The sequence below is a fragment of the Brevundimonas sp. C43 genome (assembly GCF_030732185.1).
Lineage (GTDB): Bacteria > Pseudomonadota > Alphaproteobacteria > Caulobacterales > Caulobacteraceae > Brevundimonas > Brevundimonas diminuta_C.
The window spans coordinates 2375804-2399504 of record NZ_CP132231.1 but is presented as its reverse complement, the minus strand read 5'-3'; the positions used below and the strand labels follow the sequence as shown (position 1 = coordinate 2399504).

The 23701-nt window shown below is 64.1% G+C and carries 19 protein-coding genes, 1 pseudogene and 1 riboswitch; of the genes and pseudogenes, 16 read left to right on the top strand and 4 right to left on the bottom strand.

Going from position 1 to position 23701, the window contains the following annotated elements:
- Positions 1-41: 41 nt before the first annotated feature.
- The 3 genes from Q9R14_RS12145 (at position 42) to Q9R14_RS12135 (ending at position 2587) form a co-directional block, all read left to right on the top strand.
- The gene (locus tag Q9R14_RS12145) at positions 42-1139 is read left to right on the top strand and encodes a Dyp-type peroxidase (protein ID WP_082824898.1); all 1098 of its coding nucleotides are present in this window, start codon (positions 42-44) and stop codon (positions 1137-1139) included.
- On the top strand, positions 1132-1953 hold the full coding sequence (locus Q9R14_RS12140; RefSeq protein WP_062127258.1) for a family 1 encapsulin nanocompartment shell protein: 822 nt from the start codon (positions 1132-1134) through the stop codon (positions 1951-1953). Before Q9R14_RS12145 ends, Q9R14_RS12140 begins: the two co-directional genes overlap by 8 nt.
- Before the next feature lie 91 nt (positions 1954-2044).
- Complete coding sequence (locus Q9R14_RS12135) at positions 2045-2587, top strand: PRC-barrel domain-containing protein (protein ID WP_021233330.1); 543 nt, start codon at positions 2045-2047, stop codon at positions 2585-2587.
- An 11-nt stretch (positions 2588-2598) separates the two neighbouring features.
- On the opposite strand, the gene Q9R14_RS12130 is transcribed toward Q9R14_RS12135, so the two are convergent.
- The 3 genes from Q9R14_RS12130 to Q9R14_RS12120 all read right to left on the bottom strand — a co-directional run bounded on the left by Q9R14_RS12130 (position 2599) and on the right by Q9R14_RS12120 (position 5107).
- Positions 2599-2895: a type II toxin-antitoxin system RelE/ParE family toxin gene (locus tag Q9R14_RS12130; RefSeq protein WP_021233331.1), complete on the bottom strand. Its 297-nt coding sequence runs from the start codon at positions 2893-2895 to the stop codon at positions 2599-2601.
- Positions 2892-3170, bottom strand: a complete 279-nt coding sequence (locus tag Q9R14_RS12125; protein ID WP_021233332.1) for a type II toxin-antitoxin system ParD family antitoxin — start codon at positions 3168-3170, stop codon at positions 2892-2894. The genes Q9R14_RS12130 and Q9R14_RS12125 overlap by 4 nt, the downstream gene beginning before the upstream one ends.
- A 116-nt stretch (positions 3171-3286) precedes the next feature.
- Entirely contained in the window at positions 3287-5107 is a 1821-nt protein-coding gene (locus Q9R14_RS12120) for a type IV secretory system conjugative DNA transfer family protein (protein WP_306002567.1), read from the bottom strand.
- A gap of 63 nt (positions 5108-5170) precedes the next feature.
- On the opposite strand from Q9R14_RS12120, the gene Q9R14_RS12115 reads away from it, so the two are divergent.
- The 8 genes from Q9R14_RS12115 to Q9R14_RS12080 all read left to right on the top strand — a co-directional run bounded on the left by Q9R14_RS12115 (position 5171) and on the right by Q9R14_RS12080 (position 16857).
- Positions 5171-5938 carry an IS6 family transposase gene (locus Q9R14_RS12115; RefSeq protein ID WP_066521070.1) on the top strand — a complete coding sequence of 256 codons (768 nt, stop codon included), beginning with the start codon at positions 5171-5173 and terminating at the stop codon, positions 5936-5938.
- Between the two features lie 30 nt (positions 5939-5968).
- Entirely contained in the window at positions 5969-8842 is a 2874-nt protein-coding gene (locus Q9R14_RS12110) for a Tn3 family transposase (protein ID WP_306004149.1), read from the top strand.
- An 82-nt stretch (positions 8843-8924) separates the two neighbouring features.
- Entirely contained in the window at positions 8925-10076 is a 1152-nt protein-coding gene (locus Q9R14_RS12105) for an FTR1 family protein (RefSeq protein ID WP_306002566.1), read from the top strand.
- Complete coding sequence (locus tag Q9R14_RS12100) at positions 10073-11044, top strand: arsenic resistance protein (RefSeq protein WP_293827567.1); 972 nt, start codon at positions 10073-10075, stop codon at positions 11042-11044. The genes Q9R14_RS12105 and Q9R14_RS12100 overlap by 4 nt, the downstream gene beginning before the upstream one ends.
- Positions 11045-11175: 131 nt before the next feature.
- A complete protein-coding gene (locus Q9R14_RS12095) occupies positions 11176-11763 on the top strand; it encodes an RNA polymerase sigma factor (protein ID WP_293827569.1) in 588 nt (195 codons plus the stop codon).
- Positions 11763-12749, top strand: a complete 987-nt coding sequence (locus Q9R14_RS12090) for a FecR domain-containing protein (RefSeq protein ID WP_293827572.1) — start codon at positions 11763-11765, stop codon at positions 12747-12749. Before Q9R14_RS12095 ends, Q9R14_RS12090 begins: the two co-directional genes overlap by 1 nt.
- A gap of 109 nt (positions 12750-12858) precedes the next feature.
- Positions 12859-15363 (top strand): TonB-dependent receptor, encoded by a 2505-nt coding sequence (locus Q9R14_RS12085; RefSeq protein ID WP_293827573.1) that lies wholly within the window; start codon positions 12859-12861, stop codon positions 15361-15363.
- 69 nt (positions 15364-15432) lie between these two features.
- Positions 15433-16857 (top strand): alkaline phosphatase, encoded by a 1425-nt coding sequence (locus Q9R14_RS12080; protein ID WP_293827575.1) that lies wholly within the window; start codon positions 15433-15435, stop codon positions 16855-16857.
- Positions 16858-17310: 453 nt separating this feature from the next.
- On the opposite strand, the gene Q9R14_RS12075 is transcribed toward Q9R14_RS12080, so the two are convergent.
- Positions 17311-18750, bottom strand: a complete 1440-nt coding sequence (locus Q9R14_RS12075; protein WP_293827578.1) for an IS1182 family transposase — start codon at positions 18748-18750, stop codon at positions 17311-17313.
- 192 nt (positions 18751-18942) lie between these two features.
- Positions 18943-19150, top strand: a riboswitch (cobalamin riboswitch).
- A 107-nt stretch (positions 19151-19257) separates the two neighbouring features.
- On the opposite strand from Q9R14_RS12075, the gene Q9R14_RS12070 reads away from it, so the two are divergent.
- The 5 genes and pseudogenes from Q9R14_RS12070 to Q9R14_RS12050 all read left to right on the top strand — a co-directional run bounded on the left by Q9R14_RS12070 (position 19258) and on the right by Q9R14_RS12050 (position 23633).
- The gene (locus tag Q9R14_RS12070) at positions 19258-20244 is read left to right on the top strand and encodes a DUF1852 domain-containing protein (protein WP_293827580.1); all 987 of its coding nucleotides are present in this window, start codon (positions 19258-19260) and stop codon (positions 20242-20244) included.
- A gap of 29 nt (positions 20245-20273) precedes the next feature.
- Positions 20274-21302: a methionine synthase gene (locus Q9R14_RS12065; protein ID WP_293827581.1), complete on the top strand. Its 1029-nt coding sequence runs from the start codon at positions 20274-20276 to the stop codon at positions 21300-21302.
- Positions 21303-21307: 5 nt separating this feature from the next.
- Positions 21308-22306: pseudogene (locus Q9R14_RS12060) on the top strand (bile acid:sodium symporter family protein).
- A gap of 26 nt (positions 22307-22332) precedes the next feature.
- Positions 22333-22851 (top strand): flavin reductase family protein, encoded by a 519-nt coding sequence (locus Q9R14_RS12055; protein WP_293827584.1) that lies wholly within the window; start codon positions 22333-22335, stop codon positions 22849-22851.
- Positions 22851-23633 (top strand): acyl-CoA thioesterase, encoded by a 783-nt coding sequence (locus tag Q9R14_RS12050; RefSeq protein WP_306002565.1) that lies wholly within the window; start codon positions 22851-22853, stop codon positions 23631-23633. The genes Q9R14_RS12055 and Q9R14_RS12050 overlap by 1 nt, the downstream gene beginning before the upstream one ends.
- Positions 23634-23701: the final 68 nt, after the last annotated feature.

The following is a 23701-nucleotide window of genomic DNA, read 5'->3' as shown; positions in this document are numbered from 1 at the left end:
GTGCCATAACGATGGGCCGGGTCCGGCCATAGGAGACGAGCTTGCCTTCCACTGTCGCTCAGGATGTTACCGCACGTTCCCAGGCCGTCGATGCCCGGCTCACTCGTGCAGCCATCTTCCTCGTGGTGTCGATGGGCGCGGGTGCAAAGCCCGAGATGGCGGTGCGAAATCTCTGCGCAATCCTTTCCTCGCTGGTGCGTGGCGTCGGCTTTAGGGCAGCGGATGGAGGGCTTTCCTGCATCATGGGGATCGGCTCCGATGCCTGGGACCGACTGTTCGGGGCACCGCGGCCGAAGGAGCTGCATCCGTTCCGGGAAATTCATGGCGTCCATCATGCGCCTTCGACACCCGGCGACCTGCTGTTCCACATTCGCGCCGCACGGCAGGACCTGTGCTTCGAGATGGCCGCGCAGATCGTGAAGCGCCTCGCCGGCGTCGCCTCGGTCACGGACGAGGTGCATGGCTTCCGCTACTTCGATGATCGCGACTTACTGGGCTTCGTCGATGGGACGGAAAACCCCGTCGAGCAGGGGGCGAGAGATGCCACGGTGATCGGGGCGGCGGACGATCCGGTCTTCGCTGGCGGCAGCTATGTGATCGTCCAGAAATACCTCCATGACCTCGACAAGTGGAACGCGATTCCCGTCGAGCAACAGGAGAAGATCGTCGGGCGCGAGAAACTGTCGGACATCGAGCTGGACGAGGCAGCGAAGCCGAGCTTCGCGCACAACGTCCTCACCAACATCGAGGAGGACGGCGAGCAACTCCAGATCCTGCGCGACAACATGCCGTTCGGCGATGTCGGCAAGGGGGAGTTCGGCACCTATTTCATCGGTTACGCCCGCTCACCCACGCGGATCGAGCGGATGCTCGACAATATGTTCATCGGCCTGCCGCCCGGCAACTACGATCGCCTGCTCGATGTCAGCCGGGCCGTGACCGGCTCGCTCTATTTCGTGCCGTCGGCCGACTTTCTGGACGCCGTGACGCCGGGGCCGCCTGCGGCCGATGGCGACGATAGCAATGGCGATGAAGCGGTGGCTGCGCCGGCACCCACGGCTCCGACCCCGGAGGCTCCAACGGCATTGGACGGATCGCTCCGCATTGGATCACTCAAAGACGAGGCCGGACATGAATAACCTCCATCGCGAACTCGCCCCGATCTCAGACGCCGCCTGGGCACAGATCGAACAAGAGGCGACCCGAACCCTCAAGCGCTATCTGGCCGCGCGCCGCGTCGTGGACGTGCCGGACCCGAAGGGGGCTACGCTCGCGGCCGTGGGCACGGGCCACACCAAGCCGATCGATGCGCCGAGCGATGGCGTCCAGGCCGTGCGGCGTGCGGCCAATGCCGTAGTCGAACTGCGCGTGCCCTTCACGCTGACCCGCGCTGCGATCGACGATGTGGAGCGTGGCTCCGAAGATTCCGACTGGCAGCCGCTCAAGGAAGCTGCCCGCACGATCGCCTTTGCCGAAAATCGTGCGATCTTTGATGGCTATGCCGCTGCCGATATCGGCGGCATCCGTCCCGGCGCGAGCAACGAGCCGGTGCCGCTGCCCACGGCCGTCGCCGGATATCCCGCCATCGTCGCCCAAGCCGTCGACCGGTTGCGCCTTGCCGGGGTCGAGGGGCCTTATCGACTGGTGCTGGGCGATGATCCGTTCACCGCGATCAGCGGCGGCAGCGAGGAGGGCTATCCGGTGCTCCAGCACATCAATCGTCTGGTGGATGGCGATATCATCTGGGCGCCGGGCATCACGGGCGGCGTCGTCCTGACAACACGGGGCGGCGATTTCGAACTCGATCTCGGACAGGACTTGTCGATTGGCTATCTCAGCCACACCGCCGAGGTGGTTGAGCTGTACCTGCAAGAGAGCTTCACCTTCCGGCTGCTGACGAGCGAGGCGGCTGTTTCGCTCCCGACAGCGGAAGCGTCGGCGCAGCCGGCGTGAAGGCGTTGCCGGTTGCGCCGCCCCCACGCGGGCCGCAGCGAGGGGTGGGACGATGATAAGTCTCGTCGGTTGGCTCGCCACGATCGCGACGATGATCGCGGCGATGATGACGGCTTCCAACCTGGGCGCGCGCGTGACGGGCTGGGGCTTCGTGGTGTTCAGCATCAGCTCGGTTTGCTGGACCACATTGGGCTACGCCACAGGACAGACAGCCTTGGTTGCCACCAATGGATTCCTGATGCTGACGAACCTCGTCGGTATCTGGCGATGGTTGGGGCAGCAGACCAAATATGAGGATGGCGGCCGATCGGCCGAAACAGCCAGCCAAAGATCCGATACGCCGAACCTGTTCACCGCGACCGGCCTGATCGGCATGGCGGTTGATGACAAGAGCGGGATGAATCTGGGCCGGGTTGTCGAGGCCCTGATCGAATGTTCGACCGGCAGGATAAACTATGTGGTGATCTCGGACGAGCGATATGCCGGTCTTGAAGAGACATTGCGAGCGGTGCCGCTCGAATCCCTCAGGATCGGCTACACGCGCATGACGCTGTTGCTGGACGGCCCGAGCTTCCTGTCACAGCCCGGCCTCAAAAGTCGTGACTGGCCCGCCTTCGCTCCGATCAATCCCTAGCAAGCGATCGCTCAAACCAATTGGAGCGCGCGATCATGATCTTGACCGGGGCCAAGAAAGCGCAGGATCAGGATACGGTGGGCTTCTGGCCGGTAGAGGATGCCATAGCGGCGATAGGAACGGCGACGGATACCGTAGCGCTCATAGCGAGGCACCAGAGGATAGCCCTGGGGCAGATCGGCAAGGCGACGGGCCGCCTCACGCAATTCCTCGACAAAGCTGATGGCTCTCGCGGGATTGTCCTTTTCGATATGTTCGGCGATGTGATCGAGGTCGGCCAGCGCATCCGGCGTCAGGATGACTTTCATTGCGGCTGAGCGCTTGCCCGTGTCCGAATCCTGTCGATGATAGCATCGCAGGCGTCGTCGAGGTCGTGGGTGCGCCCCGCCTCCGCATCGGCAAGGCCGCGTTCGATCGAGGCGTCAAGATCATGCAGCCACCGTTCGACATCCTGCGTCTCACCCTGATCGCGCCGAATGAGATCGCGAACATAATCACTCACGCTGGCATAATGCCCGCTGTCGATGCGGCGCTGGACGTAATCCCGCATGGGGTCTGGAAGGGAGACGTTCATCGAAGCCATAAATCACCTCACTACCATTATGGCAAAAACTGCCATTGGTTTCAAGGCGCCTGCCTCTCTTGTGCAGCCGTTCCCCCTTCGGGTCATCCCACCGGCGAGGGCAAGATCACATAACGCTAAGCGACCTTTGCCTCGCCCACCATAACAATATGTTGGAAAAGCTTGCTGGTGCGTTCCCCGGCAGGGGCGGCCATGGCGGCGGCGATCGCGGCTTGGTTCAAGCGGTGGTGGGTCGGGGCCGTGCCGCCGCCTCCGGATTGCGGCCCAGGACCATGAGCAGGCGGGGCCGAGCCAGGGGCGCCATTATCATCCGCCTCGGCCGCGGCGATCACCCGCAGGCTGTTTATCGGTGCGGTGGGGTCGGGTCGAATGTTCGGCATTTGCGGTGCGGGGATCTTGGTCAGTGCGACCATGGCCTTCTCCGTATAATAGCGGATTTTCTTGCCATAGACGGGCGGGATGCCGAGGCGCAGGACGATCATGTCCTTTTCGGGGAGCTGCATCAGCTCTTGAGGAAGCATCAGGGGCCGGCGCTGATCGGATTCCGATACCGAGCCGCCCCCACGGCCCCACATGCCGAAGGAGCGCGATTTGGCGCGAAACGTATAAGTGCCAAGCCGCTCGGAAATATCCTTCGCATCATCGTTGGTCGCGGGGCGCATGACCATCTGGACGCCGCAGTTGGATTCAATCTCCGTGGCGACTTTCGGCCCATAGACGTTCTCGAGCTGCGCTCCGCTCTGGATGACGGGGAGGAGGCGAATGCCATAGCCGGCGACGTAGCTGAAGCCATTGGCGATCACCGATGCGCGGCCGAGGCGCGAGAACTCGTCCAGCAAGAGCAGCAAGCGGACCTGGTGCTTGTTACCCGAGGGCAACTCGCGGACATTGAGGTCAATGAGCTGCTGGAAAAGCAGGCCATAGATCGGTGCCACGCGATCCAGATCATCCGGCGAGACGCCGAGATAGAGCGAGATCCGCTTGTCGCGGAACTCGCGCAGATCGAAATCGCTGACAGCCGTTGCCGCATCGACATAGGGGTTCAGCCACAGATTGATCTTGGCGGTGACGGACTGGCGGGTTGACGTGAAGGTATTGGCCGAGGCCATGATCCAATCCCGCAGCGCCGACACGCACGCACCTGATAGCGGTTTGCCCTCCCGCTCGCGCTGCGAGATGATTTTGGGAAATCGCTTCTGTGCATCGCCGGCGGCGAATTGGCGGTAGATTTCGCCGATGGTGAAGGGGAGCGCATCGTCGCCATCATCCGCCGTGGCGGCGACATAGGCCGCGACACCGAGAAACGCCGTCCTTGCGCTTTCCGCCCAAAACGTCTCGCCCTGCAGGGGCAGGGGAAAAAGCATGACGCTGATTTTTTGCAGCTCGTTGACGACTTCGACCTGATCGCGTCGATTGATGTAGGCGAGCGGGTTGTAGCGGCATGTGCGACCGTGGGCATCGAGCGGGTTGAACAAGAGGGTTTGCTGGCGAAGGTTCGTCATCCGAAAGCCCGCTGTCGCCGCCCAATTCTCTTGCTTCACATCGAGGACGACAACCGAATCCGGCCATTGGAGAAGGTTCGGGATCACGACGCCGACGCCCTTGCCGGCGCGGGTAGGCGCTTCGAGCAAGACATGCTCGGTTCCCCCAAAGCGCATGAACTTGCCGTTGATGCGGCCGAGGAGAATGCCGGTATCCTCCAAGAGCTTGGCTTTGCGGACCTCGCCGATCCGCGCCCAGCGGGCTTCGCCGTGGAGCTTCTGTCCCGTGAAGAGCGACGACACGATACCGATCAGGCAGACCGCGAAGGCGATGAAGAAACCGGCGAGAAACGGCTTCCACACGATCGGCAAGTGGCGCATCGACCATAATGCACCCGGAACGCGCGCCCAGGGCGTGTGCGCCGAGAGGAGATGCGCCTTCCAAAGCACCACCACGGGCTCTGTTGCAAACTGATCCGATTTTCGGTGATCTGTCTTGCCGAGAGTGAGGGTGGCGCGATGTCAGGGTTCAAAGGGCGGCATTTTGAGGGTGAGATCGTGCTTTGGGCGGTGCGATGGTACTGCCGGTATGGCATCAGCTACCGGGATCTTGAGCAGATGATGGGCGAACGTGGCGTGAATGTTGACCATTCCACGATCTACCGCTGGGTTCAGAGATACGCCCCGGAGATCGAGAAGCGGCTGCGCTGGCAATGGCGCCGCCCTGCCTCGACGAGTTGGCGGGTCGATGAGACCTATATCAAGGTTCGTGGTGCCTGGACGTATCTGTATCGCGCGGTCGACAAGGACGGGAACACGATCGATTTTTATCTCTCGCCAACGCGGAATACGAAGGCTGCGAAGCGTTTCCTGGGCAAGGCGCTGGGCGGGTTGAAGGACTGGGAGAAACCCGAGATCATCAATACCGATAAGGCGCCGACCTACACCGCCGCCATTGCTGAACTGAAAGCGGAAGGCAAATGTCCCAAGGATACCCAGCATCGCCAGGTGAAGTATCTGAACAACGTCGTTGAGGCTGACCATGGCAAGCTGAAGCAGCTGATCCGGCCGGTGCGGGGTTTCAAGACACTGAAGACGGCGTATGCGACGATCAAAGGCTTCGAGGTGATGCGGGCCCTGCGCAAGGGACAGGCAGCTGCCTTCAATCTCACCCGCGACATTTGCGGCGAGGCGCGGCTGGTCGAGCGTGCCTTCGGCCTCGGCGCTTGCGCCCTCACCGAAGCCATTCAACTCATCGGCAAACGGATGGAACTTGAAGCAGCCTAATGGGCACCGCTCGAACAGCCATGAGACGAACTGCGCCCGTCATCACAGTTTGCAACAGAGCCGTTGCGCTTGCCGACTTCACAGACGGATTTGCTCAAGCACTATACGCTGAGTGATGAAGACCTTGGGCATATCAGGCTGCGTCGGCGCGCTCACAACAGGTTCGGCTTCGCCCTGCAATTGTGTGTCCTGCGCTATCCCGGCCGGGTGCTGGCTCCAGGCGAACTGATCCCTGCAGAGGTCATCGAATTTATCGGAGCGCAGCTTGGCCTGGGTGCCGACGATCTCGTAGACTATGCTGCCCGCGAGGAAACACGGCACGAGCATCTTGCCGAGTTACGGGGGCTCTACGGCTTCCGCACCTTCTCCGGACGTGGTGCGAGCGAGCTGAAGGAATGGTTGTTCCGAGAAGCCGAGATGGCGGTGTCGAACGAGGATATCGCCCGTCGCTTCGTAGCCGAGTGCCGACGCACCCGCACTGTCCTTCCCGCGACATCCACGATCGAGCGGCTTTGTGCCGCGGCTCTCGTCGATGCCGAGCGACGCATCGAGACGAGGATCGCCAGTCGGCTGCCTATGTCGATCCGAGAACAGTTGCTGGCATTGCTCGAGGAGACGGCTGATGATCGGGTGACCCGTTTTGTGTGGCTGCGCCAGTTCGAGCCTGGCTCGAACTCTTCGTCGGCCAACCGGCTGCTCGACCGGCTCGAATATCTGCAACGCATCGATCTCCCCGAGGATCTGCTTGCCGGCGTTCCTGCCCATCGGGTGACTCGTCTGCGCAGGCAGGGTGAACGGTATTATGCCGACGGCATGCGCGATCTCCCGGAGGACAGGCGGCTTGCGATCTTGGCTGTTTGCGTCTCGGAATGGCAGGCGATGTTGGCCGACGCAGTGGTCGAAACCCACGACCGGATCGTCGGCCGTCTCTACCGTGCTTCGGAGCGTATTTGCCATGCAAAGGTCGCAGACGAAGCGGGGGTGGTGCGTGACACCCTGAAATCCTTCGCCGAGATCGGGGGCGCCCTGGTCGATGCACAGGATGATGGCCAGCCGCTGGGCGATGTCATCGCGAGTGGGTCAGGGTGGGACGGCTTAAAAACCCTTGTTGCAATGGCAACCAGGCTGACCGCCACCATGGCCGACGATCCGCTCAATCATGTGCTCGACGGTTATCACCGCTTCCGCCGATACGCTCCACGCATGTTGCGCCTGCTCGATCTGCGAGCTGCGCCCGTTGCACTGCCGCTTCTGGAAGCGGTGACGGCCCTTCGTACCGGTTTGAACGATGCCGCGATGACCAGCTTCTTGCGGCCCAGCTCGAAATGGCATCGCCACCTTCGGGCCCAGAGGGCTGGCGACGCTCGCCTATGGGAGATCGCGGTGCTGTTCCATCTGCGCGATGCGTTCCGCTCCGGAGATGTCTGGCTTACTAGGTCCCGGCGCTATGGCGATCTGAAACACGCACTCGTTCCGGCACAATCCATCGCGGAAGGCGGTCGTCTCGCTGTGCCATTGCGGCCGGAGGAATGGCTGGCAGACCGGCAAGCTCGCCTCGACATGCGGTTGCGCGAGCTTGGCCGTGCCGCTCGCGCAGGCACGATCCCGGGCGGGTCGATTGAAAACGGCGTTCTGCATATCGAGAAACTCGAAGCCGCCGCGCCGACAGGCGCCGAAGATCTGGTGCTCGATCTCTACAAGCAGATCCCGCCCACGCGCATCACCGATCTCCTGCTGGAGGTGGATGCGGCGACCGGCTTCACCGAAGCGTTCACCCATCTGCGCACAGGAGCACCCTGCGCTGACCGGATCGGGCTAATGAACGTTATCTTGGCGGAAGGGATCAACCTCGGCTTGCGCAAAATGGCGGATGCGACAAACACCCACACCTTCTGGGAATTGATCCGCATTGGACGGTGGCATGTCGAGGGCGAAGCCTATGACCGGGCGCTGGCCATGGTGGTCGAGGCACAGGCAGCGTTACCCATGGCCCGGTTCTGGGGCATGGGCACGTCGGCTTCGAGCGACGGACAGTTCTTCGTCGCTACAGAGCAAGGTGAGGCCATGAACCTGGTCAACGCGAAATATGGCAATACCCCGGGCCTGAAAGCCTATAGCCACGTCTCCGACCAATATGCGCCGTTCGCAACCCAGGTGATTCCTGCAACGGCAAGCGAAGCGCCTTACATCCTCGATGGCCTGCTGATGAACGATGCTGGACGCCATATCCGCGAGCAGTTCACCGACACGGGCGGCTTCACCGATCACGTCTTTGCCGCATGTGCCATTCTCGGCTACCGGTTCGCTCCGCGCATCCGCGACCTGCCATCCAAACGGCTCTACGCGTTCAATCCGTCGGCCGCCCCGGCGCACCTGCGAGCGTTGATCGGCGGAAAGGTCAACCAAGCCATGATCGAGCGCAATTGGCCCGACATCCTGCGCATCGCCGCCACCATTGCTGCCGGGACCGTCGCGCCAAGCCAGATTCTGCGGAAACTCGCCTCCTATCCGCGGCAGAACGAGCTCGCGACAGCCCTGCGGGAAGTCGGTCGCGTCGAGCGCACCCTGTTCATGATCGACTGGATTCTGGATGCCGAACTCCAACGGCGTGCCCAGATCGGGCTCAACAAAGGCGAAGCTCATCATGCGCTGAAGCGGGCAATCAGCTTCCACCGCCGCGGTGAAATCCGCGACCGTTCCGCCGAAGGCCAGCATTACCGCATCGCCGGCATGAATCTGCTCGCCGCCATCATCATCTTCTGGAACACCATGAAGCTCGGCGAGGTCGTTGCAAACCAGAAACGCGATGGAAAGCTGCTATCGCCCGATCTCTTGGCCCATGTTTCGCCGCTCGGATGGGAACACATCAATCTCACCGGAGAATATCGCTGGCCAAAGCCTTAGCGTAGGATTCCGCCCCCTCCCGCAAACGACCCCTGACCTGAAGGCGCTGTCGCAGATCACGCCGGCCGCCCTGGCCGCCGCCGTGGGGCAATCCAAGGCTGACGCCCTGACCGCTTATCTGAGGCGGCATCCCGAAGCTGTCGTCCAACAGACGACGGGCTCACTCGACATCGCACGTCAGAAGCTCCGCGAAAGTCTGGCGGCCTATGAGTCGGGCGACAAGCGCAAGGCGACCGATCTCGCGCTCGCCGCCTATCTCGACGGCTTCGAGCCGGTCGAACCGTCGCTGACGGCGCGCAACAACGCCCTCATGCTGCGCATCGAAACGGCCATGGGCCAGGTGCGCGGCGCGATCAGCCGAAACGCGCCCGTCGCCGAAGTGCGAGGCGAGATCGAGACACTGGACGGATTGTTCGCCGAGGCCGCTCGCGCCTTGGCACCCGATCAGGCCAGCAACGCGTCCAGCTTCGTGGGCGCGTTCGCGGTCCTCCTGCGCGAGGGGCTGGAAGCCTTGCTGATCGTGGTGGCGATGATCGCCTTTCTCCGCAAAGCGGAGCGCACCGATGTGCTTCCATATGTGCATGGCGGCTGGGTGGCGGCGCTGCTCGCCGGCGGACTGACCTGGGCAGCGGCGACCTATCTCATCACCATCAGCGGTGCCAGCCGCGAGCTGACGGAGGGTTTCGGCTCGTTGATCGCCTCGGTGGTGCTGATCTCCGTGGGCCTTTGGATGCACGGCAAGGCGCAGGCCGACGCCTGGCAGGTTTACATCCGAGAGAAGCTGTCGACGGCCCTGTCGAAGAAGTCGGCCTGGTTCCTGTTCCTGCTCGCCTTCGTCGTGGTCTACCGCGAAGTGTTCGAGACAATCCTCTTCCTGACCGCCCTGTGGACCCAGGGCGGCGGTGCGGCGATGCTGGCCGGCATCGGCGCCGCGGCCATGGTTCTCGTGGTCGTGACCTGGATCATGCTGCGCCTCAGCCGCAGCCTGCCGATCGCGAAATTCTTCCAATACAGCGCGATCCTGATGGCGGCCCTCGCGGTGGTTCTCGCCGGCAAGGGGGTAGCGGCCTTGCAGGAAGCCGGGCTGATCAGCCTGCATCCATTGGCCTTGCCGCGTTTCGACTGGCTGGGCTTCTATCCAACCCTTGAAGGCGTTCTCGCCCAACTCCTGGCCATCGCTGCGCTGGCGTTCGGTTTCATCGTGGCGACGCGAAAGACCAAGGATCTGACATGAAGACAGCCGAACTCCGCGAAACACTGGAAACGCGCCAGGTCTGGATCTATTTTGCCGCCGTGCTGGTGGCCGTAGCGGTCGGCCTGCTGATCCCGGGCACCGAGGCCCTGGAAGGCGCAATCAATCCGGCGCTGGCCCTGATGCTGTTCGTCACCTTCCTCCAGGTTCCGGTCGCGGCGCTCGGCCGTGCGCTTCGCGAACTGCGATTCATGGGCGCCTTGCTGGCCGTCAACTTCATCGCCGTGCCCTTGCTCGTCCTCGGCCTGGTCCAGCTCCTGCCGGCCGATCCTCTGATCCGTCTTGGCGTGCTGATAGTGCTGCTCTGCCCGTGCATAGACTACGTCGTGACATTTGCCCACCTGGGGAAGGCAGACGCCCGGCTGCTGCTGGCTTCGACACCGGTTCTGCTGATCGCGCAGATGGTGCTTTTGCCGATCTATCTGCGCCTGTTCCTAGGGGCCGAGGCGGCGGCCTACGTCCAGCCCGGCCCGTTCGTTCATGCTTTCATCTGGCTGATCGTCATACCTTTCGTTCTGGCCGCTCTGGTTCAGGCCTGGGCCGCGCGGAGTGCGACGGGCGAGCGGGTCTCGTCGGGGCTGGGCCTTGCGCCGGTGCCGGCGACAGCACTCGTTCTGTTCATCGTGGTCGCCGCCGTCGTGCCGCAACTCGGGCAAACCCTCGACAGAACCCTGAGTGTGGTTCCGGTCTACATCGCCTTTGCCGTGCTGGCTCCGCTGATTGGCTGGGTGGTGGCGCGTGTCGCGCGCTTGACCCCCAAGGCCGGTCGAGCGGTTGCCTTCTGCGCAGGCACCCGCAATTCGCTGGTGGTCTTGCCGCTGGCGCTCGTCGTGCCCGGGGCCATCCCCCTGGTCCCCGCCATCATCGTCACCCAAACCTTGATCGAGCTGCTGGCAGAACTGGTCTACATCCGCATTATGCCTCGACTGGGTCGCGACATCGACGCTTGAACCAGGCTGCGGCGAGGAGATACTGCCGGGATTGCGGGATCAACCGCGCAATCTGATCAAACCCCATTCCATGGCCCGAAGCCGTCGTCGATGACGCCGTTATGGGATTGTCGCGAGAACGACATTTCACCGTGACCCATCTCCGGCATCAGCTGGCCATGGTCCAGGTGATCGAGCAGGTCGAGAACGAGGATGGTCGATCCAGAGAGATCGATAGGACGGACGACTTCGCGGCGCTCGTTCGGCGACTGCGTCTGCCCCTGCTCAACTTCTTCGCACGACGATCCGGCTCCCGAACGGACGCCGAGGAAATGGTCCAGGATCTGTTCGTGCGTCTGCTGCGCCGGGCCGATCTGCTGACCCTGGACAACGTCGATGGCTATGTCTTCGAGGCCGCCGCCAACATCGCGCGCGACCGAGGACGCTATGAGCTTTCACGCGGAGGAGGGCGACATGTCGATATCGATACCCTGTCTGCCGAGAGCGAGGAGCCGGGCGCTGAGCGCATCGTCGCCGGCCGTCAGAGGCTGACACGGATGCTGGCCGCCCTCGACGCCCTGCCGCCCCGCGCCCGCACGATCGTTATCCTGCGCCGGTTCGAAAACCTGACCTACGCCCAGATCGCCGAAAGGCTGGGGATTTCCGTGAGCGCGGTAGAAAAGCATATGGTGCGCTCGATGTCGGCGCTGCGACAGGATCTGGGAAAGATTTCCGACTGATGTCTCCCGCCCCGCCGACCCCCGACAACGATGACCATGACGACCCCGCCGCCTTCTGGTTCGCGCGGATGAACAGCGGTGCGCGACCCGGCCAGGCAGACGAAGAGGGTTTTCGCGCCTGGATCGAGGCAGACGCGGAAAACAGGCAGGCCTATCGCCAATGCCAGGTCGCCTGGGGCGCGCTGGGCGTTGAAGCGGGCGCGCCGGATGTTCTGACGCTTCGCGCGCGGGCGCTGAAATCTGAATCCGGCGCCGTGACGCGCAGGCGAGCCCTGTTCGGCCTGACCGGAGGTGCGGTCGCTGCGGCGGGGGCCGGTGTCTGGGTCCTGTCCGCTTCGTCCCCAGCGAGTGCCCTGATCGTCACCGGGGCGGGGCAGAGAATGACCGCGCCCCTGCCAGACGGATCGGAGGTGACCTTGGCGCCCCTGACCCGTCTGCGGCTCGACTATGCCTCTGATCGCCGTCGCGTTCGCCTCGAGGAAGGGCAGGCCTACTTCAATGTCCTCGCCGATGGCGATCGTCCGTTGACGGTAATCGCGGGGGATCGGGCGATGAGCGCCGGGGCCAGCCGGTTCCAGGTCAGCCTGTTGGACGAGGGGCCGGACATCGTCGTGGAGGAGGGCGCCCTGACGGTCGCCGACCGGCGCAACGGCTCCCGCATAGTGGCCAATCTCGCGGCCGGACAGCGGGGCACCGGGGAGGGCGCCGAACTGCGCATTGCTTCTGTCGACGTCGAGAGCGCCACGGCATGGCGCCTGGGGCGTTTGGTCGTTCGCGATAAGCCCTTGAGCGAGGTGGTCGAGACCTTCAATCGCTACTCCTCCGATCATCTGGTGATCGGCGACGACAGGGCCGGCAAGGTGCGGATTTCCGGGTCGTTCCGCTACGACGGAGGGCGGGAGTTCGCCCAGGGTCTGGCCAACGGCTTCAATCTAGACGTTGTTCAGACCCCGGACGGAACATGGCGGATCGACGCCTCTGACTGAACGGCGACGCTTCGATGAAATTTCCAAGACGGGGTGGGGATCAGGGCAGTGCCTTCCGTTCCTGGGAGTGAGCCGGCGCACGTCCGGCACTGCATCTCATGGGGCTACAATGACCAACACCACTCCGCTCGCCGGCGCCCTCAGGCGCGGCCTCCTCGCCTGTGTCGCCGTCGCCGCGCTCGGTGTCTCGGCGCCCGCCATGGCCCAGACAGCCGCCAATCAGCCGGTCGCCTTCTCTATCGACAGCCAGCCGCTTGAAACGGCTCTGACGAGCTTTGCGCGCACCGCCGACGTTCAGGTGCTCTTCGCCCCTGAACTGGTTCGTGGAAAGCGCGCCAACCGAGTCTCGGGATTGATGTCGCCGTCCCAAGCCCTCAGCCAGATCCTTGCCGGATCCGGCCTAATCGCGACGCCGGTGGGCGAGCGAACCTTTTCTCTTTCAGCGGGCGGAACCGAGACGAGCGACGCGGCCCAACTCGACGATGTGATCGTCACCGCGCAGAAGCGCGAGCAACGCATCCAGGACGTGCCTCTGGCGGTGACGGTCATCGACGGCGATGACGCCGCACGGCGCGGAATCGACAGCGTCACCGGTCTGGTCGACGAGGTTCCGGGCGTCTCGGTCAACTACGCCTTCGGCGGAACGAACTACGGCCTGATCTCCATCCGCGGCATCGGCGGCGCCGATGACTATAAGCCGAATGGCAACCCCTCGGTCGCCCTGCACATCGACGGCGTCTACCAGACCTCCAACGCCTATCTGGGTATGCCTCTGTTCGACCTGGAGCGCGTGGAAGTCCTGAAGGGGCCTCAAGGCACACTGTATGGCCGCAACACCACCGCCGGCGTCATCAACGCCATCACCCGCGGTCCGACCGACGTGCGGGAGGGAAGCGCCCGGGTCGAGTACGGCAGCTATGACTACACCGCCTTCGAAACCGCCTTCGGCGGCCCGGTGACGGAAAGGGTCGGCGTGCGGGTGGCGATCCTGGCTGAGCAGGGCGGCGGCTTCATGGACGGCGCCGGGGCCGGCGATCTTGCGGGCTTCCGCCTCTCGGTCGGCGGGGTGGTGCAGAACCAGATGCCGCCGATCCTCGATCCCGGCCGTCGCGAAGGGTTCGGCGACAAGGACCTCGTCGCTGGTCGCGCGACGGTGGCGATCGAACTCGCGCCCCAGACGGATCTGACCATCAAACTGTTCGGCAGTCGGGATCGTGGCGAGACGCGCCAGTACGACCGGATCTCGGCGGCGCTCGACACCAACATCGCCAACGCCGGCGAGAACGATGACCCCTACGAGTTCTATTCGGCCGAATATCCCACGCAGGACATCGACATTTACGGTCTGTCGGCGACCCTGGAGCATGAGCTCGGCGACAACCTCAACCTCACGATCGTTGCGGGCGCCCAAGCCACCACGCGATCGGTCCAAGGCAACGGCGACGGCTCGCCCTATCCCGCGTCCCGCTTCGACGCCGATGAAGAGCTGAGCCAGGCCTCGTTGGAGGTCCGGCTGGGCGACGATACAGGCGGCCGGTTCGACTGGATCGTCGGCGGGTTCCTCGTCTCCGACGAGATCGACTTCGACACCCGCTGGACCAGCTACACGGCGCGAACGATGTACGACAACCTGCACAAGCAGACCCGCGACAGCGTCGCCGCGTTCGGCCAGATCGACTTCCACGTCACCGACCGGCTGCAACTGTCCGGCGGCCTACGCTACACCCGGGATGAATCGACGTTCAGCGGCCGCAACGACGACCTCAACCCGTGGGGGATCTCGACCTTCACCACCACCTTCGCCACCACCAACCCCTTCATCTGGGATCGCGAGTTCGAGGACGACAACGTCTCGGGCCGGATCACGGCCAAGTACGACGTCACCTCGAACCTCAACGTCTTCATCTCGGCCGGTACCGGGTATCGGGCCGGCGGCTTCGACGGCACTTCGATCTTCACTCAGGCCGAGACCCTGCCGTTCGAGTCCGAGACGGTCACCGCCTATGAGGCCGGTCTGCGCTGGACCACCGGCCGCTTGCGCGTGTCGCTGGACGCCTTCGCCTATGAGTTCGAGGAACTCCAGGCCACGACCCGTCTGGCCAACGACACAAACGGCCGGGCCAACGTCGGCGAGGCCGAGACCTCGGGCATCGATTTCGCCATTAATGCGGTGCTGTTCGAGACCGACACCCAGACCCTGGATGTCGATCTGTCGGCAGCTTTCCTGGACTCCGAGATCATCTCGTTCAGTTCGGCGCGTGTGGCCGATGTCCTGGCCACGGTGGGCGACCCCTTGCCGGGCGCCCCCGACGTGACCGCCACCTTGTCGTTCAACCACGGCTTGACCCTGTCGAACGGCTGGAGGATCAACTCGCGCCTGGGCGTCTCGCACCACGGCGAGGAGTCCAACCGTCTGAACGCCATCCCCGGCAATACGGCGGAGGCCTATACCCTATTGAACGCACGGGTCGAGCTGGCGTCGACGGCCGACTGGGCGGTCTACGCTTACGGCCGCAACATCACCGACGAGGTCTATTTCCCGGAGCTAAACGGCGCATCGCGTCTGGTCGGCGCACCCGCGACGTATGGCGTCGGATTGCGCTACGCCTTCTGACGACCCTCCGCGCCGCCTCGATCATTTCCGGCGGCGGCGCGGACCCACCTTCGCGCGACAGGACGCCTCATGCCGCCACTGAACCGCCGTACCCTGATGGGCGCGAGCCTTCTCGCCCTTTCGCCCGCCGTCGCGGCCGCCCAGTCAAACCTCGACTGGGTCGGCATCAAGCGTCTCATGCAGGGGCCTGTGCTCGGCTGGGCGCGCGGCGAGGAGGCTGTCGTCTGGACCCGTGCAAGCGGCCCGTGGCCGATCTGCATCGAATACGACGTCGATCCCCAGTTCCCGGACCCACGTCGCAGCCCGGTCCTGGCCGCCGATGTCGTGGAGGACTTCACCCAGGTCCATCGGCTTGAAGGGCTGGAGCCTGGCCGTACCTACGCCTACCGCGTCATTGTCGATGGAAAACCGAATCCGGACGACCAGGGACTGGAGCCTTGGGCGATAACGACGGCGCCCGAACAGGCGGCCAGGTTCAGGCTGGCTTTCGGGTCCTGCGCCCGCCGCGCCCGCTATCCTGTTCAGCCGATCTGGCGCGCCGTCGAGACCGCCCGACCCGACCTCTTTGTCTGGGCCGGAGACGCCGTCTACGCCGATAGTCTGGATCCCGAAATCCTGGCCGAAGAGTACCGCCGCCAGCGCGATCTTCCTGAAATCCGGCGCTTCATGGCGACCACGCCCCAGTTCTGCATCTGGGACGACCACGACTACGGGCTGAACGACCAGGATCGTCGACATCCCGGCAAGGTCGCCGCCCTGGAGACGTTCGCACGGTATTGGCCCAACCCGTCCGCCGGCCTGCCCGGAACGCCAGGCGCCTTCTTCCGCTGGTCGCAGGGGGGTGTCGATTTCTTCTTTCTTGACGTCCGCTATTACCGCGACCCGAACATGGACCCGAATGTCGCCGGCAAGACGATGCTCGGCGAGGCGCAGCGGGAGTGGCTGCTGGGCGGACTGAGGACCAGTCGTGCGCCGTTCAAGGTGCTGATCTCGGGCTCGGGCTGGAACGACGGCAAGGTCGAAGGGGCGGATTCCTGGTCCTCGTTCACCCACGAGCGCGACGCGATCCTGGACCAGATCATGACCGAGGAGATCGGCGGCGTGGTCCTGCTGTCCGGCGACACCCATTTCGGCGAGATGAACTGCCTGCCGTGGTCGGAGCGTGGCGGCTACGACCTCTACGAGTTCGTCAGTTCGCCTCTGGCTCAGGACACCGTGGACCTCTACCTGACCGGTAGGCCCGTGCTCCGCGTCCGCCAGGCCTACGCCGCCGATGTGAACTTCGGCGTGGTCGATTTCGACATGACCGCGGCCGATCCAACGGTCCGGTTCGAACTGCGCGACGAGGGCGGCCAGGCGGCTTGGCCTGCCGTTGTCATCAAGGCGTCGGAACTGCGTCCTGGCGTCTCCTCCTGGCCCGACAAGATCGACGTCATTTCGAAGGAACGGTGGGCCAACATCCTGCGAGGCTCGGGCTACTACGGCTCGAACTGACTGGACTCCCGTTAGGACACAAACGAGGCTGATCGGATGGAGCCATGGACACACAATGAATGCTCAGTCGATCTGATCAAGGAATTCAGGGTGCACGTCACCACTTCGCCAGGCCCCCATGCCGCCCGCCGGCCTAGAAAAGGGTTCTGAGGGGGGCGTCGATAGACTTTCGCCAGTCTTCGCCGACCAAGGCGGCGTCAGCGAAGACTGGCTAGCGGACATCGCATCACGGATCTCCTGGACTATCGGCAGTCGGGGGGCGAACCGGTCATTGGACCAATCGCTCAGCTTGGCGTCGTTAGAACACGCCGGCGACGGTCCCTGCACTATGACGCCATGTCTGAATGTCGTCTTTCCGGCCACCTGTGAGTGGCCGGTTCTGACTGAGGCCGTGTAAAAACGTGCTGAGCTCCGGCGGGGCGGAAGTGGGAGGGGGCGCAGAGCGCCTTCGTCTCAGGCCCTGATCGCCTCCATCAGCGGCTTCGTTCCCAGCAGCGCCATGACCCGCTTCATGTTGTAGGCCAGGATGTGGAGGCTGATCTCGGTCTTCACGTTGGGCAGGCGCTTCATCAGGAAGTGGGTGTGGCCCATCCAGGCCTTGATGGTGCCGAACGGGTGTTCGACCAGGCTTCGTCGGATGCGCATGGCGCGCGGCGTCAGGTCCATGCGGGTCTGGAGGGCATCGATGACCGCCTCGTGCTCCCAGCGCCTTATCCGCCGTTCCAGGGTCGGCGTGCATTGAGGCTTGAGGCGACAGCCGGTGCAACTGGCCCGATCCCAGTAGCGGTGGATGTTCTGGCCTCGCTCGACGGTCGTCATGTGATGCGGCAGCAGCGCACCGGCCGGGCAGCGATAGGCGTCCTTGTCGGGCAGATAGACGAAGTCCTGCTTGCCGAACCGGCCGTCCGCCTTGGCCCCGGAGGTCAGGGGCTTTGGCACGAAGGGCGTCACGTCCAGAGCCTCGCAGGCCAGGATCTCCTCGCCGGAGAAGTAGCCTCTGTCCGCCAGCACATCGAGCGTCTTCACGCCCATGGCGTCTCGGGCCTTTGCCGCCATCCGGGCAAGCTGATCGCGATCGTGGCCGGTCATGACCACGTCGTGGGCGACGATCAGGTGATGCTCGCCCTCGACGGCGGACTGGACGTTGTAGCCGACGATGCCGCTGCCCCGACCGGACGTGGCCATGGACCGCGCGTCCGGGTCGGTCAGGGAGACCTGATTGTCGGGTGCGGCCTCGATCTGCGCTTCCATGGTCTTCAGCTTCGCCATCTGGGCGCGGAGCAACTCGACCTTCTCCACCAGCCGACCGGATCGGGCCTCGGCGGCCTCGCCCTCCTGACGGTCCGCCGTGTCGAGGGCCTGGAGATAACCGGCGATGTGTTCGGCCACCTGCTCCATGCGCTTCTTCAGCTTGGTGACGGTGAAGTTCCTGTCGCGGGTGTTCACCGCCTTGAACTTCGAACCATCGATGGCGACCAGCGCCGCGCCGAACAGCCCGAGTTGGCGGCACAACACGACGAACTGAGCGCACGCCGCTTGGATCGCCGGGCCGTTCTCACGGCGGAAGTCGGCGATGGTCTTGTGATCCGGAGCCAGCCGTCCCGTCAGCCACATCAGCTCGACATTGCGCCGCGCCTCCCGCTCCAGCCGCCGGCTGGACTGCACCTTGTTCAGATAGCCGTAGACATAGAGCTTCAGCAGCATGGCCGGATGATAGGCTGGACGCCCCGTCATCGCCGGGGTCATGCCCTCGCAGCCCAGACCCTTCAGATCCAGTTCGTCGACGAAGACGTCGACCACCCGAACCGGGTTATCCGCGGACACGTAATCGTCCAGACTCTCGGGAAGCAGCGTCGGCTGCCGGCGATCTGCACCCTGAACGAAGCGGCTCATGCCCACCTCCTGCTGACCTCAGCAGACTAACCTAATTCGCTCGGACGGAAGGCGTTTTTACACAGCCTCGACCCATCTGCGACCTTGGTAAGGTCCGCTTTGGGCGAGTCCATCCGGGCGGCGGGCCGAGGAGGTCATATAAACCTATAAGGATATCTTTATATGATCGTTGACATCGGCTGGCAGGTCGGCTTTCGTACAGGCTGTCGTGGTCCGCACGTCGTCTTCGGATGGCGTGTGGCTAAGAGGGAAGCCGGTGCGACGCCGGCGCTGCCCCCGCAACTGTAAGCGGCGAGCCGAAGGTCCATCTCGTGTCACTGACGTCTTCGGACGTTGGGAAGGCCGGACCGGAAGCCGTGACCCGTGAGCCAGGAGACCTGCCCCGACAGATAACGTCCTCCGGCGGGGTGTCCGGTCAGGTCGCATGAGCGCCGCGACGGGACGATTCCGCGCGGGCGGTCGCGCGTCCCTGTCCGCTGTCTCGCCACAGCATCAGCGGCAGAGACCATGCTCAAGAGCGAACTCACATTCGACATCAAGCGCACCGCGCTGGACGAAGACTATCGTCCCGCAGAGAGCACGCGGATCACGACCAATTTCGCCAACCTGGCCCGAGGCGAGAGCCGTCAGGAGAACCTGCGGAATACCCTTCAGATGATCGACAACCGTTTCAACTCCCTGATGGATCGGGACAATCCCAAGGGGGATCGTTACGCGCTGGAGCTCCAGATCGTGTCCGCCGAGATGCGCGTCTCTCCTGACGAAAGCGGCGACGCCTTCCCGCTGATCGAGATTCTTCAGACGACCATAGTCGACAGTCAGACGGGCGAGCGGATCGACGGGATCGTGGGGAACAACTTCTCCTCCTACGTCCGTGACTACGATTTCAGCGTGGTCCTGCCCGAGCATATGAAGGCCCACCCGAATACCGGTGCTCCGGAAGGCTTCGGCGACCTGCACGGCAAGCTGTTCAGGCATTTCCTGAATTCGGCCGCCTATCGGGATAATTTCCGCAAGGCCCCTGTCGTCTGCCTGAGTGTGTCGAGCAACAAGACCTACCATCGCACAGGAACCGCACACCCCGTGCTGGGGCTCGAATACGGCAACGACGAGTTCTCCCCGACGGATCAGTATTTCGCGAAAATGGGCATGAAGGTTCGCTACTTCATGCCCAGAAACAGCGTCGCGCCCTTCGCCTTCTACCACATCGGCGACCTGACCGGCGACTACACGGACCTTGAGCTGGCCAGCACCATCAGCACGATGGAGACCTTCCAGAAGATCTACCGGCCCGAGATCTACAACGCCAACTCTCCGGCGACCGAACAGTACCAGCCGAGCCTGAAGGCGCAGGACTATTCGCTGACCCGGATCGTCTATGATCGCGAAGAGCGCAGCCGACTGGCCGTCGAACAGGGCCGCTTCGTCGAGGAGCGTTTCATCAAGCCCTACCGCGCCGTCCTCGACCAATGGTCCGCCGAGTTCGCCGCTTGACCCTCTCCAAACTTACAAAGTCATCCGCCATGAAAACCCTGTTGCCTACCTCGACCGCCGGCAGCCTGCCCAAGCCCGCCTGGCTGGCGACACCGGAGACGCTCTGGTCGCCCTGGAAGCTCCAGGGCGAGGAACTGGTCGCCGGCAAGCAGGACGCCTTGCGCCTGGCCGTGGACGATCAACGGCGGGCGGGCATCGACATCGTCGGCGACGGCGAACAGACGCGCCAGCATTTCGTCACGACCTTCATCGAGCATCTCGACGGCGTCGATTTCGAGAAACGCGAGACGGTCCGAATCCGCAATCGCTATGACGCCAGCGTGCCGACCGTCGTCGGCGCCGTATCGCGATCCCGGCCGGTCTTCGTCGAGGACGCGAAATTCCTGCGGGCCCAGACCGATCAGCCGATAAAATGGACCCTGCCGGGGCCGATGACGATGATCGACACCCTTTATGACGCCCACTACCAGAGCCGCGAGAAACTGGCCTGGGAGTTCGCCCAAATCCTCAACCAGGAAGCGCGGGAACTGGAAGCAGCCGGCGTCGATGTCATCCAGTTCGACGAGCCGGCCTTCAACGTCTTCTTCGACGAGGCCAACGACTGGGGCATCGCCACCCTGGAGAAGGCGGCCGAAGGGCTGAAATGCGAGACGGCCGTCCACATCTGCTACGGCTACGGCATCAAGGCCAATACCGACTGGAAAAAGACCCTGGGCTCCGAGTGGAGGCAGTACGAGGAGACCTTCCCCAACCTGCAGAAGTCCAGCATCGATATTATCTCGCTGGAATGCCACCACTCCCGCGTGCCGATGGACCTGATCGAACTGATCCGGGGCAAGAAGGTGATGGTCGGCGCCATCGACGTGGCCAGCGACACCGTCGAAACGCCTGAGGAGGTCGCCGACACCCTGCGCAACGCGCTTCAATTCGTGGACGCCGACAAACTCTATCCCTCCACCAACTGCGGCATGACCCCCCTGTCTCGCACGGTCGCCAACGGCAAGTTGAGGGCTCTGGGCGCGGGCGCGGAGATCATTCGGCAAGAACTCGCGGCCTGACTGCGATGACTGGTTTTCTGAGCCGGCTGCGGCTCGATCCCTACATCCTCGCGATCATGGCCATGGTGGCGGTGGCGGCCCTCATTCCCGCGCGCGGAGTGGGCAAGGACGTGCTCGATGTGGTTGTGCACGCCGCCATCGCCCTGCTGTTCTTCATCTATGGAGCCAAGCTCTCTCCGCAGGCGATCTGGACGGGGATCACCCACTGGCGGCTACAGGGTCTGGTCTTCGCCACGACCTTCGTCGTCTTTCCCCTGATCGGCCTCGGGATCGTGACCCTGACACGGGGTTCTCTGGACAACGGTCTGGCCACCGGCCTGATGTTCGTCTGCCTCTTGCCTTCGACGGTGCAGTAGTCGATCGCCTTTACCTCGATCGCGCGGGGCAATGTGGCGGCGGCGCTCTGTTGTGCGTCGATTTCGAACCTGGCCGGCGTGGTGATCACGCCCCTGCTGGTGACGATGCTGCTGAGCACCGGCCCCGGCGGCCTGTCGTTCGAGGCAGTGGCGGACATCGCACTCCAGATCCTTCTGCCCTTCGTCGTCGGCCAGTGCGCCAGGCCCCTCATCGGCGACTGGCTGGCCCGTCAGAAGACGCTGACGATGCTGGTCGATCGCGGGTCGATCCTGCTGGTCGTGTATTCGGCGTTCAGCGCCGGTGTCGTCGCGGGCATCTGGAGCCAGGTGACGCCGCAGAGCTTGGGGCTGGTCGTCGTTCTGGACCTCGTGATGCTGGCGATCGTTCTGGTCTTCACGACGATGGCCAGTCGCCTGCTGCGTTTCAGCGTCGAGGACGAAATCGCCATCGTCTTCTGTGGCTCGAAGAAGAGCATGGCGAGCGGTCTGCCGATGGCCAACATCCTCTTCCCGGCCGCAACCGTCGGCCTGATCGTCCTGCCGCTGATGCTGTTCCATCAGATGCAGCTGATGGTCTGCGCCGCTCTCGCGCGGCGCTACGGCCAGAGACCGGAAGAGCCCGTTTCGACGGCCACGGCGCCCGCATGACGCCCGTCCCACAAAGATCAGAGACCATGACCCTTCTGGACGACATCAGCGAAGAAGCGGACCTGCGCCGGCTCTTCGGCCGGTTCCCGACCGGCGTCACCGCGCTGTGCGCCAAGGACAGGGACGAGCCGGTGGGCATGACCGCCAGCGCCTTCGTGGCGGTCTCGCTCGACCCGGCGCTGGTGTCGGTGTGCATCAAGCGCGGCTCCGGGACCTGGCGGCAGTTGCGGACGCAAGAGCGCGTCGGGATCTCGTTCCTCGGCAATGGCCACGCCGCAACTGCACGGCAATTGGCGCAGAAGACCACCGACCGCTTCCTCGGACTTGCCTACGAGGCGACCCCCGATGGCGCTGTCTTTCTGACAAACGCGACGGCCTGGCTGGAGTGCTCGGTCAAGCAGGAGATCGCCGCCGGCGATCACGACATCGTCCTCTTCCGCCTTCACCGGGCGGCGGTCGCCGACGGGATCCTGCCGTTGGTGTTTCACTCCAGCGATTTCCACACCCTGGCGCCCATGGATCACCCGCAAGCCGTGAGCGCCTGATGGTCCGCCTGATCGACATGGTGTTCCCCGGGGACGCCAACCACCACGGGACCCTGTTCGGAGGCGTCGGTCTGGCCCACCTGGACAAGGTCGCCTTCCTGGCCGCCAGCCGTCATGCGCGACGGTCGGTGGTGACTGCCGGGTGCGAGCGGATCGACTTCGCCGCGCCTGCCCGGATCGGCGAGATGGTCGAGGCCGTGGGCCGTGTCGTCAGGGTCGGCCGGTCGTCCCTCGGCGTGGAGGTCGAGCTCCACGCCGAGGCCCTGCTGAGCGGCGAACGCAGGCTGTGCACGCGCGGCCTGTTCAACATGGTGGCGCTGAGGGGCGATGGCGACGACGCCCCTCTCGCCGCTCCGATAGACGAGGGGCCGGCTGACGACGGCTGGCTCCGCACGACTGAGATGGTCTTTCCCGGCACGACGAACCACTACGGCACCCTGTTCGGCGGCGATGCGCTCAAGCTGCTCGGCAAGGCCGCCTTCGTCACCGCCACCCGCCATGCGCGCCAGGTCATGGTCATGGCCGCCACCAACCGTATCGACTTCCGGACGCCCATCGACGGCGGCGATATGGTCGAACTGGTCTCGCGCGTGAAAATGGTGGGGAGGACGTCGTTGTCGGTCGAGGTTCAGCTGTGGGCCGAGCGGCTGCTGACGGGGGAGCGACGTCGGTCGGCGACTGCCGAGTTCGTTATGGTGGCGGTCGACGACGCCGGTCGGTCAAAAGCCTTCGCAGGCGACTCAGATAGCGCCATTGACGACCGGACAGCGACAGACCGCTAGATGTCGCGTTCCCCGGCAGCCCAGGCGAGTCCGCTGTTGGCGCATTTCAGACCCAAGGCGCGTCTCAG

What these genes read in the sequence shown, in the direction of transcription:
- Q9R14_RS12140 (WP_062127258.1), top strand. Translation starts at nt 1,132, where the DNA reads ATGAATAACCTCCATCGCGAACTCGCCCCGATCTCAGACGCCGCCTGG.
- Q9R14_RS12135 (WP_021233330.1), top strand. Translation starts at nt 2,045, where the DNA reads ATGATCGCGGCGATGATGACGGCTTCCAACCTGGGCGCGCGCGTGACG.
- Q9R14_RS12130 (WP_021233331.1), bottom strand. Translation starts at nt 2,895, where the DNA reads ATGAAAGTCATCCTGACGCCGGATGCGCTGGCCGACCTCGATCACATC.
- Q9R14_RS12125 (WP_021233332.1), bottom strand. Translation starts at nt 3,170, where the DNA reads ATGGCTTCGATGAACGTCTCCCTTCCAGACCCCATGCGGGATTACGTC.
- Q9R14_RS12115 (WP_066521070.1), top strand. Translation starts at nt 5,171, where the DNA reads ATGTCAGGGTTCAAAGGGCGGCATTTTGAGGGTGAGATCGTGCTTTGG.
- Q9R14_RS12100 (WP_293827567.1), top strand. Translation starts at nt 10,073, where the DNA reads ATGAAGACAGCCGAACTCCGCGAAACACTGGAAACGCGCCAGGTCTGG.
- Q9R14_RS12090 (WP_293827572.1), top strand. Translation starts at nt 11,763, where the DNA reads ATGTCTCCCGCCCCGCCGACCCCCGACAACGATGACCATGACGACCCC.
- Q9R14_RS12085 (WP_293827573.1), top strand. Translation starts at nt 12,859, where the DNA reads ATGACCAACACCACTCCGCTCGCCGGCGCCCTCAGGCGCGGCCTCCTC.
- Q9R14_RS12080 (WP_293827575.1), top strand. Translation starts at nt 15,433, where the DNA reads ATGCCGCCACTGAACCGCCGTACCCTGATGGGCGCGAGCCTTCTCGCC.
- Q9R14_RS12075 (WP_293827578.1), bottom strand. Translation starts at nt 18,750, where the DNA reads ATGAGCCGCTTCGTTCAGGGTGCAGATCGCCGGCAGCCGACGCTGCTT.
- Q9R14_RS12070 (WP_293827580.1), top strand. Translation starts at nt 19,258, where the DNA reads ATGCTCAAGAGCGAACTCACATTCGACATCAAGCGCACCGCGCTGGAC.
- Q9R14_RS12065 (WP_293827581.1), top strand. Translation starts at nt 20,274, where the DNA reads ATGAAAACCCTGTTGCCTACCTCGACCGCCGGCAGCCTGCCCAAGCCC.
- Q9R14_RS12055 (WP_293827584.1), top strand. Translation starts at nt 22,333, where the DNA reads ATGACCCTTCTGGACGACATCAGCGAAGAAGCGGACCTGCGCCGGCTC.
- Q9R14_RS12050 (WP_306002565.1), top strand. Translation starts at nt 22,851, where the DNA reads ATGGTCCGCCTGATCGACATGGTGTTCCCCGGGGACGCCAACCACCAC.